Here is a 16255-nt window from a genome sequence, read left to right as displayed (position 1 = left end):
CCGTAACCGATGCGACGGCCCCGGCCCGCCTGCCGGGGCCGTGGACGTGCGACAGCCCCGTACCGCGGCCGCCTTCGCCCGTCCCCGCGCACCATAATTCAGGAGGGCCGGCCCCATGGAGTGGCTGACCGAAAACAAGATACCCGTCGGTGACACGGCCGCTGCGGTCTTCGACTGGCTGCAGATCAACGGCGCCGTCTTCTTCGACGCGCTGTCCGACGCGATGGAGTGGCTGATCGACGCGCTGCTGTGGCTGTTCCAGACGCCGCACCCGCTGATCGTCGTCGCTGTCTTCACCGCCATCGCCTGGGGGCTGCAGCGCCGCTGGCAGACCGCGCTCGGCGTGGCGCTGGGGCTGCTGTTCATCCTCAACCAGGGCTACTGGGAAGAAACGACCGAGAGCCTGACGCTTGTCCTGTCGGCCTGCGTCGTGTGCATGGCGATCGGGGTGCCGGTGGGCATCGCCGCCGCGCACCGGCCCAAGCTTTACGCCGCGATCCGGCCGGTGCTGGACCTGATGCAGACGCTGCCGACCTTCGTTTACCTGATCCCGGCCATCGTCTTCTTCGGCATCGGCATGGTTCCCGGGCTGATCGCCACGGTGATCTTCGTGGTCCCCGCGCCCATCCGCCTGACGCACCTGGGCATCTCGTCCACGCCGATGCCGCTGATCGAGGCCGCGCGCGCCTTCGGCGCCACGCCGCGCCAGCTTCTGTGGAAGGTCGAGCTTCCCTCGGCCCTGCCGCAGATCATGGCCGGACTGAACCAGACCATCATGCTGTCGCTGTCGATGGTGGTGATCGCCGCGCTGGTGGGCGCAGACGGACTGGGTGTGCCGGTCGTGCGGGCGCTCAACCAGGTAAACACCGCGCTCGGCTTCGAGAGCGGATTCATCATCGTGGTCGTGGCCATCATGCTCGACCGGGTTCTGAGGGTGGGCCAGAAATGAGGCAGACCGCAGTAGAATTCGACAACGTCTCGATCGTCTTCGGCGACGAGCCCGAGGACGCACTGCCGCTGATGGACGCGGGCCAGTCACGCGCCGAGATCCAGTCCGAGACCGGGCAGGTCCTGGGCGTGCACAATTGTACGCTCGAGGTGCCCGAGGGCGACATCCTGGTGCTGATGGGCCTGTCGGGCTCGGGCAAGTCAACGCTCTTGCGCGCGGTCAACGGGCTCAATCCCGTGGTCCGGGGCGAGGTCCGCGTGCGCGAAAACGACGAGATGGTGTCCGTCACCAACGCCGACTCCGCCACGCTGCGGCGGCTCAGGCTGAACGACATCGCCATGGTGTTCCAGCAGTTCGGCCTTCTGCCCTGGCGCACGGTGGCCGAGAACGTTGGCCTCGGGCTCGAGCTCGGCGGCATGTCCAAGGCCGAGCGGCGCAAGAAGGTCGAGCGGCAGCTCGAACTCGTCGGCCTGTCCGACTGGGCCGACCGAAAGGTCGAGGAACTTTCGGGCGGCATGCAGCAGCGCGTGGGCCTGGCCCGCGCCTTCGCCACGGACGCGCCGATCCTTCTAATGGACGAGCCGTTCTCGGCGCTCGACCCGCTGATCCGAACGCGGCTTCAGGACGAGCTTCTGGACCTCCAGAAGGAGCTGGGCCGCACCATCATCTTCGTCAGCCACGACCTGGACGAGGCGTTTAAGATCGGCGATCGCATCGCCATCATGGAGGGCGGCCGCATCGTACAGGCGGGCACGCCGCGCGACATCTACACCGCCCCGGCGACGGAGTACGTGGCCGACTTCGTGGCCAACATGAACCCGCTGGGCGTGCTGACGGCCGAGGACGTGATGGCGCCGGTCGCGGCCGCCGAGGGCCCGACGATCGACGCGCGGACCCACGTGGCCGACATCATCGCGCGCATGTCCGAGGACGACACGCCGCTGGGCGTGACGCGGGACGGACAGGTGATCGGACAGGTCACCTCGGGCAGCCTGTTCTCGCACCTCGCGGGCCGGACCGGGTGACGTGCCGGAGGGGGCCGGCGGCCCCCTCTTCCGATTTTTCGTCGAAGAAACGGCTGTGCGAGTTTTCGATGAAAATTCGCTGCCTCAAACGCCGCTCTGCGCCTCGCGCGCGGCGCGGCGTTTCAGTTGCGCCTCGCGGAAGGTGATGAAGCTCACCGCGCCCAAAATCATCATGCCGCCGGCGATGACGAAGGCGTCGGGCTCTTCTCCGAAGGCGGCCCAGCCCAGGATTGTGGCCCAGACGAGCTGAAGGAACGTCACCGGCTGCGTCACCGTCACCGGTGCCGCGGCGAAGGCAAGTGTCATGGTGTAGTGCCCGCCGGTCGCCAGCGCGGCGACGAGGAAGAGCCAGGCCAGCTCTTCGCCCGTGGGTGGCACCCAGACGGCGAAGGCGAAGGGGGCGAGCCCGATGGTCACCGTCAGTGACAGCATGCCCACGACCACCGACGGCGGCACGCGGCCCGACATCACCTTGGCGATGAGGTAGGACCCGGCGAAAAGCACCGCCGTGCCCAGCATGGCGAGATGCCCGTCTGACACCTCGCGGAACCCCGGCCGCAGGATCACAAGCGCGCCCAGCAGCGCCACGCCAACCGCCGTCAGCCGGCGCCTGGCCAGCGTCTCGCCCAGCAGCAGGGCGGCGCCGATGCTGACATAGACCGGAGAGAGATAGTTCATCGCCGTGACCTCGGCAATCGGGATACGGGTCATCGCGAAGAACCACAGGATCACGCCCAGCGCGTGCACCAGCCCCCTGAGCGAGAACAGGCCCCAGTCGCGCGGGGTGAGCCGCGTGCGCAGCATCGGTCGCAGCATCGGGATCAGGAAGACAAGCCCCAGCAAGTAGCGCAGGAACGCCGACTCGGCGGCCGGGATACGCCCGCCCGCATGCTTGACCACCGCCGTCACGCCGACGAAGAGCGCGCCGGTTACCAGCATCCATGCCACGCCCGCGAGCGGTCGCGCCGGCGCTTGCCCCTCGGCCACGCTCACAGCACCAGCCCCAGCGCGATGGCCCACATGGTCACGCCCACCACCGCCTCGAGCACCCGCCACGCGGCCGGCTTGGCGAAGAGCGGCGACAACGCCCGCGCGCCGTAGCCGAGGCTGAGGAAGAACACGAACGACGCCATCACCGCGCCCGCGCCGAAGGCCCAGCGCGACCCGTCCCATCCCGCCGCGACCGAGCCCAGCAGCACCACCGTGTCCAGATAGACGTGCGGGTTCAGCCACGTCAGCGCAAGGCAGGTGGCCAACGCCGCGCCGAGCGTGCCGGCGCCGCGATCCGCCGCCTCGAGCCGCTCGCCCGAGGTGGCGGCGGCTCGGAAGCTGAGCGCGCCGTAGACGAACAGGAACGCCGCCCCCGCCCAGCGCATCGCCGGCACCAGCCATGGCGCCTTGCCCACGATCCAGCCGAAGCCCGCCACGCCCGCGGCGATCAACACCGCGTCAGAGGCCGCGCAGGTCAGGCAGACAGGCAGCACGTGCGCGCGCCTGAGTCCCTGGCGCAGGACGAAGGCGTTCTGCGCCCCGATGGCGAGGATGAGGGACAGGCCCAGCGCGAAGCCGGACGCGGCGGCGGCGCCCACTGGCGATCTCCAGAAACGGTTCCCGGACTGGCTAGACTGCCGCGGCGGAAATGAAAAGACGCGCCGCTGCAACCCCGTCCTCGCCGCAACCGAGACTGACGCTACAGCAGGGTGCCAAGAATTCGCCGCAGACTCGGCGGAATACCGCTTGAATCGTCGTGTCAGCTCACCCTGCGGCCTTCCGAGCTGCGACGGCGGGGACGGTCGCGTGCTCGGTCGAGGCGCAGTCAGTCGGGAAGGACCATTCAAATGCCACAGTTCCGCGACCTCCGGCACCACGGCGCGCGCTTCCTGCGCGGTCGCGACGGGTCGAGCACCATCGAGTTCCTGTTGTGGCTGCCGCTGATGGTGTTCTTCCTCGTGCTGGCAGTGCAGGTATCGATCCTTTTCCTGGCGCAGTCGAGCTACTGGAACGTCGCGCGCGAGACCGCGCGGCTCGTGTCGCGCCACGCCATGGACGCCACCGCCGCGCAGGCCTATGCCACCGAGCGCGCGACGCTCTTCGGCACGGCCCCGACCGTCGCGGTCACGACCGGTGCGAGCACGGTGCGGGTTGAGCTGTCCTCTCCCGCGCTGGCGCTCAGCTCGCTCGATCCGCTGGGACTGACCGAGAGCTTCACCATCTCGGCCGCCATCGAACACGTGCTGGAGCCGATCTGATGCGCCGCGTGCTCCTGCCCCGCCTCCGCGCCGAGGACGGCTCGACGCCCTTCTCGCTGCTCTGGCTCGCGCTCCTGATCCTCGTCGCCGGGATCGCGGTGGACGTGACGAACGCCTACCGCAACCTTCAGCTGATGCGCGACACCGCCGACGCGGCTTCGCACGCCGGTGTCGTCGCCATCGCCAACGATGCGACAGACGCGGCAGTGGTGGAGCAGGTGCGCGCAACGGTCGAGCGGAACATGCCGGCCGCCGTCTACGGCGCCCTCTTCCAGGACCCCGTGCAGGACATCCGGCTCGCGAACTACGACCCGGCCACCGGCGCCCTGTCCGACTTCGGCGAGCGGAACGCGGTGACGGTGTCGCTACACCGCACCCGCGCGCTCGGCAACCCGGTGGGGACGTTCCTGCTGCGCATCGCCGCGCTCGTCGATCCGAACACCAGGTTGGACGCGTGGGAGGTGCGGGCCGACAGCACCACCGCGTTCACCGACACCCAGCGCTGCGCCAGCCATAACTACCTGTACGCCGCCGGCGAGATAGATCTGACCTCCTCCAACGCCTTCGGGTCGCGCTACTGCGTGCACGCGCAAGACGAGATCTGGATGAGCCAGCAGAACAGTTTCGGCAGCGACGCCGGCCTTTCGATGCCCGACCTCGCCAACTGCGGGACCAAGTGCAGCGACGCCGCCAATCCCGGCAGCGAAGCGGCCGCGCACGAAAGCAACCTCTTGCTCGACAGCGTGGACTCGCAGATCGGCACGACGCTTGCCGACTTCCTGTCGAACGGGCCGCTGCACGCGGCCTTCTTCGCCGACAAGCCGATCTCGGGCGATCTGAGCGTGCTGGGCCCCGCCATCGATCCGGCCACGGCGACGCCCGGCCAGGTCGTGCAATTGAGCCGTAGCGAGTTCGAGGCGCTGCCGGAGGTGCCCGGCGGGCTGGTCTACGATGTCTTTTGCGGCAACGGGAACAAGGGCCTGTCGATCAGTCAGCCGGCCACAGGCAGCTTTTCGGACGTGGCGATCATCACCGATTGCGGGCTCGAGTTCAGCGGGACGACCGACATCACCTCGTCGCTTTTCCTGTCGACGAAGGTGAGCTCGAACGCCAGCCTCACCGCCAAGCAGGGCGCGCGGATCGGCTCCTCGACCGCCACTTGTCAGCCGGACGCGGTATCGTTCGTCATGGCCAAGGGGAGCATGCACGCGCCGGCCGATTTCTTCGGCTCGAACGTCGCGGTGATGCTCGGCGGCGACGTCAACCTCGCGGCGACGTCCTCGTCCACGACGCTGAACCATGTCGGGCTGAGCCTGATCGCGGACGGCGACATGCATATCGCGGCAAGCCACACCTTCACCTCGTGCGCGTTGCCGCCCGGCGGCCTGACGCCGCGCCTGCGGGTGATCCGACATGTCGCGCCGACCTCTGGCTCCTACACGCTCGCGGCGAACTGATCCGGCCGCGAGGCAAGAACTCCACAGCACAGCCGCTCTCTCAAAACGCGAGTTTACATTTCCCCCTTCGCGCGGGCACTATACTTTCGAGAGGTCCGGCGCGTGGCGTGTACGCGGTAGAGGGCGATCGACGATTTCCGGCGCCGCCGGCGTAAGGGTTGGAGGGAGTATTGGCGCAGGTCGCCCGTCCGAATTTCCGCAGTCTGGTCTCCCCGTTCAGTCTCATCGCGCTCTTCTCGGTCGGCCACGTCGTCACCGCCATCGCGCTTCAGAGCGTCAGCCATGTCGCGCCGTGGGTCGACGGCTCGCCGCTCAACGTGATGAACGGCACGCTTCTGTCGATCAGCGCCGCGCTCGCCCTGCTCATGGCGCTCCTGACTACGGCCGCACCGACGCGCGCCGTGCCGTGGCTGGTCGCCGGGCTGGTCTTCGCTGCCGTGGCGGTCGAAGAGGTGTTCCCGCTCGAGGCGCTGGCGGAGCAGCTGCGCGGCGATGGCGCAAAGGTCGGGCTGGCCGTCCTTACCGCCTTTGCCATCTCGCTGACCGTCCGGTCGCCCTTCGTGCCGGGGCGCGCCGTCGCGCTGTTGGGGCTGGGCTACGGCGCACAGCTCAACTTCCTCCTGGTCGAGCTCGGAGACGGCACGCTGTTCACCTTGCCCGGATTCTCGTTGCAGGAACTGCGCCTGCTGGAGGAGTACCTCGAGTTCGGCGCCGCCTCGCTCTACTTCGCCGGCATCTCCGACGTCGTGCTGACCGAGATCGGCGCGTCCGGACCGGACCCGGCGCATCGGGTGGAGGACGCGTAACGGGCGACCCGGCACGAAAAAGGGCGCCATGCAGCGCCCTTTGAAACGTCTCCGATGATGCCGCCCGGCCGGCTCTCAGAGCGCCGCCATCACCTCGTCGGACACCTCGAAGTTGGCGGTGACGTTCTGCACGTCGTCGTCATCCTCGAGCGCCTCGATCAGCTTCATCAGCTTCTGCATGTCCTCGAGCTCGAGCTCGGTCGTCGTCTGCGGCCGCCAGACCAGCTTGGTCGATTCGCTTTCGCCCAGCTGCTCCTCGAGCGCGCTCGACACCTCGTTCAGGTCGGTGTCGGCGCACCAGATCACGTGGCCCTCGTCCGAGCTTTCCACGTCCTCCGCCCCGGCCTCGATTGCGGCCATCATCACGTCGTCCGCGTCACCGACCGAGGCCGGATAGACCACCTGCCCCTTGCGGTCGAACATGAACGACACCGAGCCCGTCTCGCCCAGGTTGCCGCCGTGCTTGCCGAAGGTCGAGCGCACGGTCGAGGCGGTGCGGTTGCGGTTGTCGGTCATCGCCTCGACGATGATCGCCACGCCGTTGGGGCCATAGCCCTCGTAGCGGATTTCCTCGTAGTTGTCGGCGTCACCGCCCTGCGACTTCTTGATGGCGCGGTCGATCACGTCCTTGGGGACTGAGTTCGACTTGGCTTCCTTCACCGCCAGCCGCAGGCGCGGATTCTTTTCGGGGTCCGGGTCGCCCATCTTGGCGGCGACGGTGATCTCCTTGGAGAGCTTGGAGAAAAGCTTCGACCGGGCGGCGTCCTGGCGCCCCTTGCGGTGCTGGATGTTCGCCCATTTCGAATGGCCTGCCATGTGCCCGTCTCTCCGTCCTCGAACCTGGAATGACGCCCTATATCGTGGTTCACGCCACCGCTTCAAGTCGTGCCGGTCTTCGCGTCACGACGACGTCGCGCGCAACGTGAAAGCCAGCGGACCGTCCGGCGTCTGAAGCCCCACCGCCGCCGGTGCGCCGGGCGCGGCCGGGGCCAGCAGGCTGCGCGGTCCCTGCCCCTGCGGCCGCACCACCACGGGCCAGGTGTAAGGACAACCGATAAGCCGCCCTTCCCATGCTCCCGAAGGCGGGCGCGGCGCGACGCAGAGCGTGCCGTCGCGCATCTCGACCGTCAGCGTGTCGCGGTAGAGGATGGCCTCGCCCACCTGCGGCCGCCGCTCCGGCGCGGCCGCGGCGCAGCCGGCCAGCGCGAGGATCAGCCACAGCCGCCGCATCACACCGGCCAGATCAGCGGGATCACGAGGCTCGCCGTGACGCCCAGCAGAAGGTTCATAGGCACGCCCACCTTCAGGTAATCGGTGAAGCGATAGCCGCCGGGCCCGTAGACCATCATGTTCGTCTGGTAGCCGATGGGCGTCGAGAACGCCGCCGAGGCCGCGAACATCACCGCGACGACCAGCGGCCGAGGGTCGAGCCCCAGCGCCACGCCGATCTGGATCGCGATGGGCGTCAGGATCACGCCCACGGCGTTGTTCGACACCAGCTCGGTCAGCGTCGAGGCGATCACGTAGATCGCGAAGATCACCAGCACCGGCGGCAGGTCGGCCAGGAAGGGCTCGATCCCGCTGACGATAAGCTCGACCGCCCCGGTTTCCTGAAGCGCGGCCCCGATGGCGAGCATCGCGAAGATCAGCGCCAGCAGCCGCCCCTCGACGAAGGAAAACGCCTCGTCCGCATCGACGCAGCGGGATAGCAGGATGACTGCCACCGCCAGCACCGCGAGCGCCAGGATCGGCGCGACGTTCAGCGCGGCGAGCACGACGACCGCGCCGAGCGCCCCCACCGCCACCGGCGCCTTGGAGCGGCGGAATGCCTGCGCGGCCGGACGCGCGATGTCGACCAGCTCCATGTCCTGCGCGAGGCGCTGGATGTCCTCGGGCGCGCCTTCAAGCAGCAGCGTGTCGCCCACGCGCACCACCACGTCGTCCAGCTGCCGGCCCAGGTTCTGGTTCCGCCGGTGCACCGCCAGCGGATACACGCCGTAGCGCCGCCGCAGCCGCATCGAGCCCAGCGAGCGCCCGATCATCCGGCAGCCGGGCGAGATCAGGACCTCGACCGTCTCGGTCGCCACCGACGACAGCTTGTCGACTGCGCGCAGGTCGCGGTTCTGCTGAAGGCCCAGAAGCTCGGCCATCTCGGTGCGCAGCACGACGCGGTCGCCCGGTTCAAGCACGACGCCCTGCATGTCGCGCCTCAGCGAGGCGTCGCCGCGCAGCACGTCGACCACGCGCACGCCCTCGCGCTGGAATATGTCAACGTCCAGCACCCTCTGCCCGATCAGCGCGCTGTCCTCGGGCAGCGCGACCTCGGTGAAGTACTTCATCTTGCGCCGGTCGCTCAGCATAACGCCCATCGAGTGCCGCTCGGGCAGCAGGTGCCGCCCGACGAGCGACAGGTACAGCCCGCCCACGACCACCTGCACGAGCCCAAGGGGCAGGATCTCGAAGATGCCGAACGATTCCAGCCCCTCGGTCCGCGCCACCCCGTCCACCAGGAGGTTCGTCGAGGTGCCGATCAGCGTGAGCGTACCGCCCAGGATCGCGGCATAACTCAGCGGGATCAGCACCTTCGACGGCGGGATGCCCAGCCGCTTGGCCAGTTGCACGAAGACCGGGATCATCACCACGACGACCGGCGTGTTGTTCATGAAGGCCGAGCCTACGGCGACGACGCTGAGGCTTGCGATAAGCGTCAGGATGGGCCGGGTTTCGCTGCGCCGGTCGGCATGCTCGGTCAGCCACTGCACCGCACCCGTCCGGACCAGCCCGCCCATGACCAGGAACATCGCGGCGATGGTCCAGGGGGCGGGGTTGGCGAAGACCTCGAGCGCGGCGTCGTAGGGCAGAAGCCCCAGCGCGAACATCAGCGACGCGCCGGCGATCGCGACGACCTCGGTCGGGTAGCTTTCGCGCATGAACACGACGAACATGCCGGCGACGATCAGGCACGCCAGAACAGCCTGGATCATGGGGTCGAACACGAACGGGAACATGGTGTGCGGGTCGTCTCCGGTCTCCGGGCCGCGTCAGACCTTAGCGGTTGCGGCGCATGGTACAAGCGCCACGCGCGACGTGCCGACGCCGCGTCGCGACCTCAGGGCGCGGCCGGTTGAAGCAGCCCCCCCTCGCGTACCATCTCCACACGCCGTGCCCGGCCGGTGGTGTCGTCGGTTTCGACGAAGACGCCCGACAGCGTCGCGGGGCCGGCCGCCGGCGTGAACCGCGCCCGGGGCATCCCGGTGAGGAAGCGGCGCATGGGCTCGGCCGGCTCCATCCCGATGATCGAATTGTAGTCGCCGCACATGCCGGCATCGCTCAGGTAGGCGGTGCCGCCCGGCAGCACCATCGCGTCGGCCGTGGGCACGTGCGTGTGCGTGCCGACCACGAGGCTGGCCTTGCCGTCGCAGAAACGGCCCATCGCCATCTTCTCGGACGTGGCCTCGCAATGCATGTCCACGATGGCGGCGTTGACCTGCACGCCCAGCGGCGCGGCCTTCAACACCGGCTCGATGGCCGAGAACGGATCGTCGAAAGCGCGCTTCATGAAGACCTGGCCGAGCACCTGCGCCACCAGCACCTTGCGCCCGCCCGGTGCGTCGAAGACCCGCGCCCCGCGCCCCGGCGCCACCTTCGAGAAGTTGATCGGCCGGACGATGCGGGGCTCGGTCTCGCAGAACTGCAGCATGTCCTTCTGGTCGAATGCGTGATCGCCCAGCGTCAGCACGTCGGCCCCGGCCTCGAGCAGCAACTTGGCGTGATCGGGCGACAGCCCGGCGCCGCTGGTGGCGTTCTCGCCGTTGACCACCACGAAATCGAGCTTCCACGCCTCGCGCAGCCCCTTGAGCCGGCCGCGCACCGCCGCGCGCCCCGCCCGTCCCATCACGTCGCCCAGAAAAAGTATACGCATGCCGGGGACCTAGGCCGGTGCCGCAAGAAGAGCAAGGCCGCGCCCGGCCGATCGGTCCGGCATCTAGCGCCGGTGTGGGAGGCCGGGACCCAACGGCGCGGCTTTGCCGAAACGCGCGGAAATGGCGAGATGATGTGGACGCCAAGGCCGACAAAGACTATGGGTTGGGGTAACCACAAGCCGGCCGAACGGCGATTCCCGGCCGCGAAACAGAGCAGATTTTCAGGCGTGCAGTTCTCAAAGTCCAAAGGCCGCCCCGAGGCGCAAGTCACCACCGTCCAGCCGTTCCAGATCCGCGGCCGGTTCTTCACCGCGCTCGCGCTTCGCATCGCCGGTGCGCCGGACGAGGCGTTCTTCGCCGCGCTCGACACGCAGTTGCAGCAGACCCCGCGCTTCTTCGCCGAGGCGCCGCTGGTCATCGACCTCGACCAGGTGAAGGGAACGCTGCGTGGCGACGAGCTGGTGCATATCGTGCACAAGCTGCGCAGCCGGAAGCTCAGCGTCTTCGGCTTCCAGCACGGCTCGAAAGAGCAGGCCTCGGCGGCGGGCTCGGTCGGGCTGATCGAGCTTTTCGGCGGCCGCGAAGCCCCGGCGCGGGCCGCGGCCCGCAAGGAAAGCGCCCCCGCCGCCCCGGCCACCGAGGCGCCGGCGCCCGAGAACAAGCTGATCACCACGCCCGTCCGCTCGGGCCAGACCGTCTTCGCCGATCGCGGGGACCTGGTTGTGGTCGGGCCGGTCGGGTCGGGCGCCGAACTGGTCGCGGCGGGCAACATCCACGTCTACGGCACGCTGCGCGGGCGCGCGCTGGCCGGTGTCAACGGCGACGAGTCGGCGCGCATCTTCTGTCAAAGCCTTGACGCCGACCTTCTGGCCATCTCAGGCCTCTACCGGACGAACGAAAGCCTTGACGCGTCCGTCCGCAAGCAGAGCGTCCAGGTCTTCCTCCAGGGCGAGGACCTGCGCATCGAACCCCTCGGCAACCCTCAAACCCGGGACAGGAGCGCTCAGTGAGCAAGATCATCGTAGTTACCTCCGGCAAGGGCGGCGTCGGCAAGACCACGTCCGCCGCCGCCATCAGCGCCGGTCTCGCCAAGCGCGGGCACAAGACCGTCGTCATCGATTTCGACGTGGGCCTGCGCAACCTCGACCTGATCATGGGGTGCGAGCGCCGCGTGGTCTTCGACTTCATCAACGTCATCCAGGGCGACGCGAAGCTGAAGCAGGCGCTGATCAAGGATCGCCGCCTCGACACGCTGTCGATCCTGCCGACCTCGCAGACGCGCGACAAGGACGCGCTGACGCAGGAGGGGGTCGAGAAGGTGCTGAACGAGCTGCGTGAAGAGTTCGACTACATCGTCTGCGACAGCCCCGCCGGCATCGAGCGCGGCGCGCAGCTGGCGATGTACTTCGCAGACGAAGCCGTCGTGGTCACCAACCCCGAGGTATCCTCGGTCCGCGACAGCGACCGCGTGCTGGGCCTGCTCAACAGCAAGACCCATCGCGCCGAGACACCCGACAGCGAGCCGATCAAGGCGCATGCCCTGCTGACGCGCTATGACACGCAGCGCATCGCCAAGGGCGAGATGATGACCGTCGAGGACGTGCTCGAGATCCTGGCCATCCCGCTTCTGGGCGTCATCCCCGAAAGCCAGGCCGTGCTGCGCGCGTCGAACCTCGGCACGCCGGTCACGCTGGACGATGAAGGCTCCCGCGCGGCCAGCGCCTATGACGAGGCCGTCGCGCGGCTGGTGGGCGAGCAGGTGGAAATGCGCATCGGCGGAGAAGAGCGGCAGGGCTTCTTCCAGCGCCTCTTCAAGAGGACGGCCTGACCATGTTCGGACTCTCGTTTCGCCCCCGCAAAGCGAACACGGCGCAGACCGCCAAGGAGCGCCTGCAGATCCTCCTCGCACACGAGCGCACCGATGGCTCGACGCCCGACGTTCTTCCCATGCTCCAGCGCGACATCCTCGCGGCGATCCAGAAGCACATGAAGATCGGCAAGGACGCCGTGGACATCCGGATGGAGCGCGGCGACGAGCTGTCGAGCCTAGAGATCAACATCGATCTGCCGAACTCCCGCGGCAACGGCCAGGGCGCCGAAAGCTGAACACCGCCGGCGGACGATACGTCCGCCGGTCGGCAACTCCTGCTCCGCCGAGCGGTCGGAGCAGGCCGGCGCCCGATCAGGGCGTGCTGCCGCATCCTCCGCGAACGCCGGTCGCGACCGCTTTCAAGGCAGCCTCAGGAAAACTGGGAAAGCCAGCTCAGCCCGGCCTCGGTATCGCCGTGGCGGGGCCGATACTCGGCCCCGATCGCGCCAGCATAGCCAATGTCCCGCATCGCGGCGATCAGGCGCGGATAGTGGATCTCGCCCTCGTCGGGCTCGCCCCGGTCGGGCACGGCGGCGATCTGCACGTGGCCGATCAGGGGCAGGTGCGCGCGGAACCTCTCGGTCAGGTCGCCCTGCATGATCTGCGTGTGATAGCAGTCGAACATGATGCGAAGGCTGTCGCGGCCCAGCGCCTCGATGATCTCGGTGGCGTGCTCGACACGGCTCAGGTGATAGCCCGGCGCGTCGCGGTGATTGATCGGCTCGATCAGGATCGACAGGCCCCGCGCCTCGGCTGCATCGCACGCAAAGCGCAGGTTGCCGCGATAGGTGGCCTCGGCCTCCGCGGCGCCGCCGGACTTGCCCGCCATGACGTGAACCGCTCGGGCGCCTATGGCCGTCGCGTACTCCACCGCCTGCGTGATTGCCGCGCGCGCCTCGGCCTCCCTCCCCGGCAGGGCCGCGATCCCGAAGTCGCCCGCCTTCACGTTCCCCCGCACGGTGTTCAGGCCCAGCATCGGCAGCCCCGTCTCGTCCAGCGCGGCCTTCACCTGCTCGGGCGGGACCTCGTAGGGGAAGTGGCACTCGACCGCGGCGAAGCCCGCGGCCTTCGCCGCCCGGATGGCGTCGGGCAGCGGCCGGTCGGTGAACAGGAAGCCCAGGTTGGCGGAGAACGTCATCAGTCCCAATCCACTTCGAATTTCGTCACCACGTCCGTGATCTGCTCGTGTGTAAGGTGCACCGCGTTCGCCCCGCGCAGGAGGATCGCAAGCTTCGCCGTCTCCTCCAGTTCTTCCATCGCATAGACGGCGGCCTCGAGGTCCTTCGACGCCACCACCGGACCGTGATTGGCCAGCACCACGGCCGAGCGCTTCCCCGCCAGCCCGCGCACCGCGTCGCCCATCGCCGGATCGCCGGGTCGGAAATACGGAAGGAGCTTCACCTTGCCGAGCCGCATGATCGAGTACGCCGTCAACGGCGGCAGCATGTTGTCGGGGTCGGTCTCGGGCAGCATCGACAGCGCGACGGAATGCGTTGAGTGCAGGTGCACCACGGCCCCCGCCGAGCGGCGTGTTTCGTAGAACGCGGCGTGCAGCGGCATCTCCTTCGTCGGCTTGTCGCCGCCGATGTGATTGCCCGCCGCGTCGAAACGGCTCAGCCGCGCCGGGTCCAGCCGCCCGAAGCTCGACCCCGTCGGCGTGACCAGCAGCCCCCCGTCTTCGGTCCGGACCGAGATATTGCCCGACGCGCCGCCGGTCATGCCACGATTGAAGATCGACGCCGCCTGCCAGCAGATATCCTCGCGCAGCTTCGTCTCACTCATCGTCAGCTCCAAGAATGCGCGCGGCCTTGGCGAAGAAGTCGTCGCCCCCGAAATTGCCGGATTTCAGCGCGACGACGAGGTTCTTGCCCGCCCGCATCGCCGGCACGCCGGGGTCGATCTCCGGCCCGATCTCCAGCCGCCGCGGGGCGAGCGCCTCGACCACCGCGCCGGAGGTTTCTCCGCCCGCCGTGATCAGCCGCGTGACGCCGCCGTTCACCAGAGCGCGGGCGGTGTCGGCGAAGAAGCGCTCGAACGCGTTCGCGATGGTCTCGCGCCCATGGCGCTTCTGCGCCGCGCGCACCGTGTCGGGATCGGCCGAGGAGAAGGCCAGAGGCAGCCCGTCCTGCGCCAGCATCCAGTCCGCGACGCCCCGCGCGGTGACAGCGCCACTCATCAGATCGTCCGCGCTGACCTCGAGCGCCGGTGCCTCGCCTTGATGCCGCGCAACCTGCGCGCGGGTTGCCACAGAGCACGACCCCGACAGGATCGCCGCCCGCCCCTCCTGCCCGCGCCACGCACCCGCCTGTCCCGACAACTGGTTACGGAAGTTGTCCGGCAGCCCCAGCGCGATACCCGAACCGCCAGTGACCAGCGGCAGACCGGCGGCCGCCTGCCCCAGCACGCGCAGGTCCTCGTCCCGGATGGCGTCGGCGACCAGCAGGCGATGGCCCGCCGCGTCCTCCGACTCCATCCGCGCACGCACCGCGTCCGGCCCCGCGAAAACGTCCGTGGCCGGAATGTGCCCCACCGTTCCCCGGCATTGCCGCGCCAGCCAACGGCGCAGGTCGGCGTCGATCATCGGCGTCAGCGGGTGGTTCTCCATCCCGCTTTCGTTCAGCAGCTTGTCCTTCACGAACAGGTGGCCCTGGTAGACCGAGCGCCCGGTCACAGGGAACGCGGGGCAGACAATCACCTTCCGCGCGTCCAGCGCATCGGCCAGCGCCTCGGCCACCGGTCCGATATTGCCCTCGGGCGTGGAGTCGAAGGTGGAGCAGTACTTGAACAGGAACTGCTCGCAGCCCTGTTCACGCAGCCAGTCGAGCGCGTCGAGCGACAGCCGCACCGCCTCGTCCACGGGGATCGACCGCGACTTCAGCGCCACCACGCCGGCCTCGACATCCGACTCCGCCGGGTGGTCGGGTACGCCGACATACTGCACGGTTCGCATGCCCGACTTGGTCAGCGTATTGCCCAGGTCGCTCGACCCGGTGAAGTCGTCCCCGATACAGCCCAGCAGCATCAGTCGTCTCCCGGCAGTTTCAGCCCCGCGGCGCGGGCATAGACGCGGACCACAGCTGCGTCGTCCACGCCGCCGTCCCCGGCCTCGGCCGCCGCGCGGAACTGCGCCAGGGCGGCGGCCGTCAGCGGCACCGGCAGGCCGGCCCCCTCAGCGATCTCGCTGACGATGCCGAGGTCCTTCGGCCAGATGTTGACCGCGGAACGCGGGGCGTAGTCGTTGTCGACCACGTGCGGCGCGCGGTTCTGGAACATCCAGGAATTCCCGGCCGAAACGCCGATCACGTCCACCACCCGCGAAAGGTCCAGCCCCTGCGCCGTGGCGAAGGCCAGCGCTTCCCCCATCGCCGCGATGTGCACACCCGCGAGAAGCTGGTTCACCGCCTTCATCGCCGACCCGGCCCCGGCCTCGCGCCCGAGGTCGTGCACCGTCTCGGCCATCGCGTCGAGCGCGGGGCGCGCGGCGGCAAAGGCATCTTCGCTGCCCGAGGCCATGATCGACAGCTTCCCCTCGGCGGCCTTGGCCGCGCCACCCGAAATCGGGGCGTCGAGGTATACAAGCTCGAGCGCCGCGGCCTCGGCCGCCATCTCGCGGGCGAATTCGGGCGGGACAGTTGCACACGCAACTATCACCGCGCCGGGCTTCAGCCGTCGGGCCAGGCCCGCCTCGCCGAACAGCACCTCGCGGGACTGCGTCGCGTTCAGGACGACGCACACCAACACCTCCGCATCCGCCGCGGCTTGTGCCGGATCCCGGTCCGATCCGCCGGCCTCCACCAACTCCTCTACCCGCGACCGATCGATATCCGCGCCGGTGACATCGAAGCCGACACGGACGAGGGATTTCGCCATGCCCATGCCCATTGAGCCCAGGCCGACGACGACCGCTTTTCCCGACATTCGCGATACTCCTCCCGCAGCGTCCGGTTCATGTGCATCAGTCGCATGGGGTCCACCT

Annotated in this window: 18 protein-coding genes; 8 read left to right on the top strand and 10 right to left on the bottom strand. The window is 68.8% G+C overall.

Annotation, left to right across the window (positions count from 1 at the left end; all coding sequences use genetic code 11):
* Positions 1–115: 115 nt before the first annotated feature.
* Positions 116–949 (top strand): choline ABC transporter permease subunit, encoded by an 834-nt coding sequence (gene choW / locus BM162_RS05665; RefSeq protein ID WP_093418927.1) that lies wholly within the window; start codon positions 116–118, stop codon positions 947–949.
* A complete protein-coding gene (gene choV, locus BM162_RS05660) occupies positions 946–1974 on the top strand; it encodes a choline ABC transporter ATP-binding protein (protein WP_093418924.1) in 1029 nt (342 codons plus the stop codon). Before choW ends, choV begins: the two co-directional genes overlap by 4 nt.
* 84 nt (positions 1975–2058) lie before the next feature.
* Here the strand turns inward: choV and BM162_RS05655 are convergent, their stop codons facing one another.
* Both BM162_RS05655 and BM162_RS05650 read right to left on the bottom strand, forming a co-directional pair.
* Positions 2059–2961, bottom strand: coding sequence for a DMT family transporter (locus BM162_RS05655; RefSeq protein ID WP_342741147.1), 903 nt, complete (start codon positions 2959–2961; stop codon positions 2059–2061).
* A 2-nt stretch (positions 2962–2963) separates the two neighbouring features.
* Positions 2964–3563, bottom strand: coding sequence for a LysE/ArgO family amino acid transporter (locus BM162_RS05650; RefSeq protein WP_093418922.1), 600 nt, complete (start codon positions 3561–3563; stop codon positions 2964–2966).
* A gap of 249 nt (positions 3564–3812) precedes the next feature.
* Between BM162_RS05650 and BM162_RS05645 the strand changes: the two genes are divergently transcribed.
* The 3 genes from BM162_RS05645 to BM162_RS05635 all read left to right on the top strand — a co-directional run bounded on the left by BM162_RS05645 (position 3813) and on the right by BM162_RS05635 (position 6486).
* Positions 3813–4223: a TadE/TadG family type IV pilus assembly protein gene (locus BM162_RS05645; protein ID WP_093418918.1), complete on the top strand. Its 411-nt coding sequence runs from the start codon at positions 3813–3815 to the stop codon at positions 4221–4223.
* Positions 4223–5680: a pilus assembly protein TadG-related protein gene (locus BM162_RS05640; RefSeq protein ID WP_093418916.1), complete on the top strand. Its 1458-nt coding sequence runs from the start codon at positions 4223–4225 to the stop codon at positions 5678–5680. The genes BM162_RS05645 and BM162_RS05640 overlap by 1 nt, the downstream gene beginning before the upstream one ends.
* A gap of 170 nt (positions 5681–5850) precedes the next feature.
* Positions 5851–6486: a hypothetical protein gene (locus BM162_RS05635; protein WP_093418913.1), complete on the top strand. Its 636-nt coding sequence runs from the start codon at positions 5851–5853 to the stop codon at positions 6484–6486.
* Between the two features lie 75 nt (positions 6487–6561).
* Here BM162_RS05635 and BM162_RS05630 read toward each other — a convergent pair whose 3' ends face one another.
* The 4 genes from BM162_RS05630 to BM162_RS05615 all read right to left on the bottom strand — a co-directional run bounded on the left by BM162_RS05630 (position 6562) and on the right by BM162_RS05615 (position 10408).
* Positions 6562–7302: a YebC/PmpR family DNA-binding transcriptional regulator gene (locus BM162_RS05630; RefSeq protein WP_093418910.1), complete on the bottom strand. Its 741-nt coding sequence runs from the start codon at positions 7300–7302 to the stop codon at positions 6562–6564.
* 84 nt (positions 7303–7386) lie between these two features.
* Positions 7387–7716, bottom strand: coding sequence for a hypothetical protein (locus BM162_RS05625; RefSeq protein WP_093418909.1), 330 nt, complete (start codon positions 7714–7716; stop codon positions 7387–7389).
* Positions 7716–9494 (bottom strand): SLC13 family permease, encoded by a 1779-nt coding sequence (locus BM162_RS05620; protein ID WP_093418906.1) that lies wholly within the window; start codon positions 9492–9494, stop codon positions 7716–7718. The genes BM162_RS05625 and BM162_RS05620 overlap by 1 nt, the downstream gene beginning before the upstream one ends.
* A gap of 101 nt (positions 9495–9595) precedes the next feature.
* Entirely contained in the window at positions 9596–10408 is an 813-nt protein-coding gene (locus BM162_RS05615; protein ID WP_093418904.1) for a TIGR00282 family metallophosphoesterase, read from the bottom strand.
* A 228-nt stretch (positions 10409–10636) separates the two neighbouring features.
* Between BM162_RS05615 and minC the strand changes: the two genes are divergently transcribed.
* The 3 genes from minC to minE are packed head-to-tail and all read left to right on the top strand — an operon-like array spanning position 10637 to position 12515.
* Positions 10637–11419 carry a septum site-determining protein MinC gene (gene minC / locus BM162_RS05610; protein WP_245759181.1) on the top strand — a complete coding sequence of 261 codons (783 nt, stop codon included), beginning with the start codon at positions 10637–10639 and terminating at the stop codon, positions 11417–11419.
* Positions 11416–12237 (top strand): septum site-determining protein MinD, encoded by an 822-nt coding sequence (gene minD, locus BM162_RS05605; protein ID WP_093418899.1) that lies wholly within the window; start codon positions 11416–11418, stop codon positions 12235–12237. Before minC ends, minD begins: the two co-directional genes overlap by 4 nt.
* A 2-nt stretch (positions 12238–12239) precedes the next feature.
* Positions 12240–12515: a cell division topological specificity factor MinE gene (minE, locus tag BM162_RS05600; RefSeq protein WP_093418896.1), complete on the top strand. Its 276-nt coding sequence runs from the start codon at positions 12240–12242 to the stop codon at positions 12513–12515.
* Positions 12516–12649: 134 nt separating this feature from the next.
* Here minE and BM162_RS05595 read toward each other — a convergent pair whose 3' ends face one another.
* Genes BM162_RS05595 through ltnD form a run of 4 tightly spaced genes read right to left on the bottom strand, consistent with a single transcriptional unit; the run spans position 12650 to position 16197 of the window.
* Positions 12650–13417, bottom strand: coding sequence for a hydroxypyruvate isomerase family protein (locus BM162_RS05595; protein WP_093418894.1), 768 nt, complete (start codon positions 13415–13417; stop codon positions 12650–12652).
* Positions 13417–14061 (bottom strand): 3-oxo-tetronate 4-phosphate decarboxylase, encoded by a 645-nt coding sequence (gene otnC, locus BM162_RS05590; protein ID WP_093418891.1) that lies wholly within the window; start codon positions 14059–14061, stop codon positions 13417–13419. Before otnC ends, BM162_RS05595 begins: the two co-directional genes overlap by 1 nt.
* Positions 14054–15301, bottom strand: a complete 1248-nt coding sequence (gene otnK, locus BM162_RS05585) for a 3-oxo-tetronate kinase (protein ID WP_093418889.1) — start codon at positions 15299–15301, stop codon at positions 14054–14056. The genes otnC and otnK overlap by 8 nt, the downstream gene beginning before the upstream one ends.
* A complete protein-coding gene (gene ltnD / locus BM162_RS05580; protein WP_093418886.1) occupies positions 15301–16197 on the bottom strand; it encodes an L-threonate dehydrogenase in 897 nt (298 codons plus the stop codon). Before ltnD ends, otnK begins: the two co-directional genes overlap by 1 nt.
* Positions 16198–16255: the final 58 nt, after the last annotated feature.

This window comes from Tranquillimonas alkanivorans (genome assembly GCF_900115595.1).
In the GTDB taxonomy this organism is placed as follows: domain Bacteria; phylum Pseudomonadota; class Alphaproteobacteria; order Rhodobacterales; family Rhodobacteraceae; genus Tranquillimonas; species Tranquillimonas alkanivorans.
The sequence above is the reverse complement of the archived record's forward strand: the minus strand, read 5'-3'. Positions and strand labels throughout refer to the sequence as shown.

Bases quoted from the DNA above. Each gene is read 5' to 3' on its own strand.
- choW (WP_093418927.1), top strand. From the start codon at position 116: ATGGAGTGGCTGACCGAAAACAAGATACCCGTCGGTGACACGGCCGCT.
- choV (WP_093418924.1), top strand. From the start codon at position 946: ATGAGGCAGACCGCAGTAGAATTCGACAACGTCTCGATCGTCTTCGGC.
- BM162_RS05645 (WP_093418918.1), top strand. From the start codon at position 3,813: ATGCCACAGTTCCGCGACCTCCGGCACCACGGCGCGCGCTTCCTGCGC.
- BM162_RS05640 (WP_093418916.1), top strand. From the start codon at position 4,223: ATGCGCCGCGTGCTCCTGCCCCGCCTCCGCGCCGAGGACGGCTCGACG.
- BM162_RS05630 (WP_093418910.1), bottom strand. From the start codon at position 7,302: ATGGCAGGCCATTCGAAATGGGCGAACATCCAGCACCGCAAGGGGCGC.
- BM162_RS05625 (WP_093418909.1), bottom strand. From the start codon at position 7,716: ATGCGGCGGCTGTGGCTGATCCTCGCGCTGGCCGGCTGCGCCGCGGCC.
- BM162_RS05620 (WP_093418906.1), bottom strand. From the start codon at position 9,494: ATGTTCCCGTTCGTGTTCGACCCCATGATCCAGGCTGTTCTGGCGTGC.
- BM162_RS05615 (WP_093418904.1), bottom strand. From the start codon at position 10,408: ATGCGTATACTTTTTCTGGGCGACGTGATGGGACGGGCGGGGCGCGCG.
- minE (WP_093418896.1), top strand. From the start codon at position 12,240: ATGTTCGGACTCTCGTTTCGCCCCCGCAAAGCGAACACGGCGCAGACC.
- BM162_RS05595 (WP_093418894.1), bottom strand. From the start codon at position 13,417: ATGACGTTCTCCGCCAACCTGGGCTTCCTGTTCACCGACCGGCCGCTG.
- otnC (WP_093418891.1), bottom strand. From the start codon at position 14,061: ATGAGTGAGACGAAGCTGCGCGAGGATATCTGCTGGCAGGCGGCGTCG.
- otnK (WP_093418889.1), bottom strand. From the start codon at position 15,301: ATGCTGCTGGGCTGTATCGGGGACGACTTCACCGGGTCGAGCGACCTG.
- ltnD (WP_093418886.1), bottom strand. From the start codon at position 16,197: ATGTCGGGAAAAGCGGTCGTCGTCGGCCTGGGCTCAATGGGCATGGGC.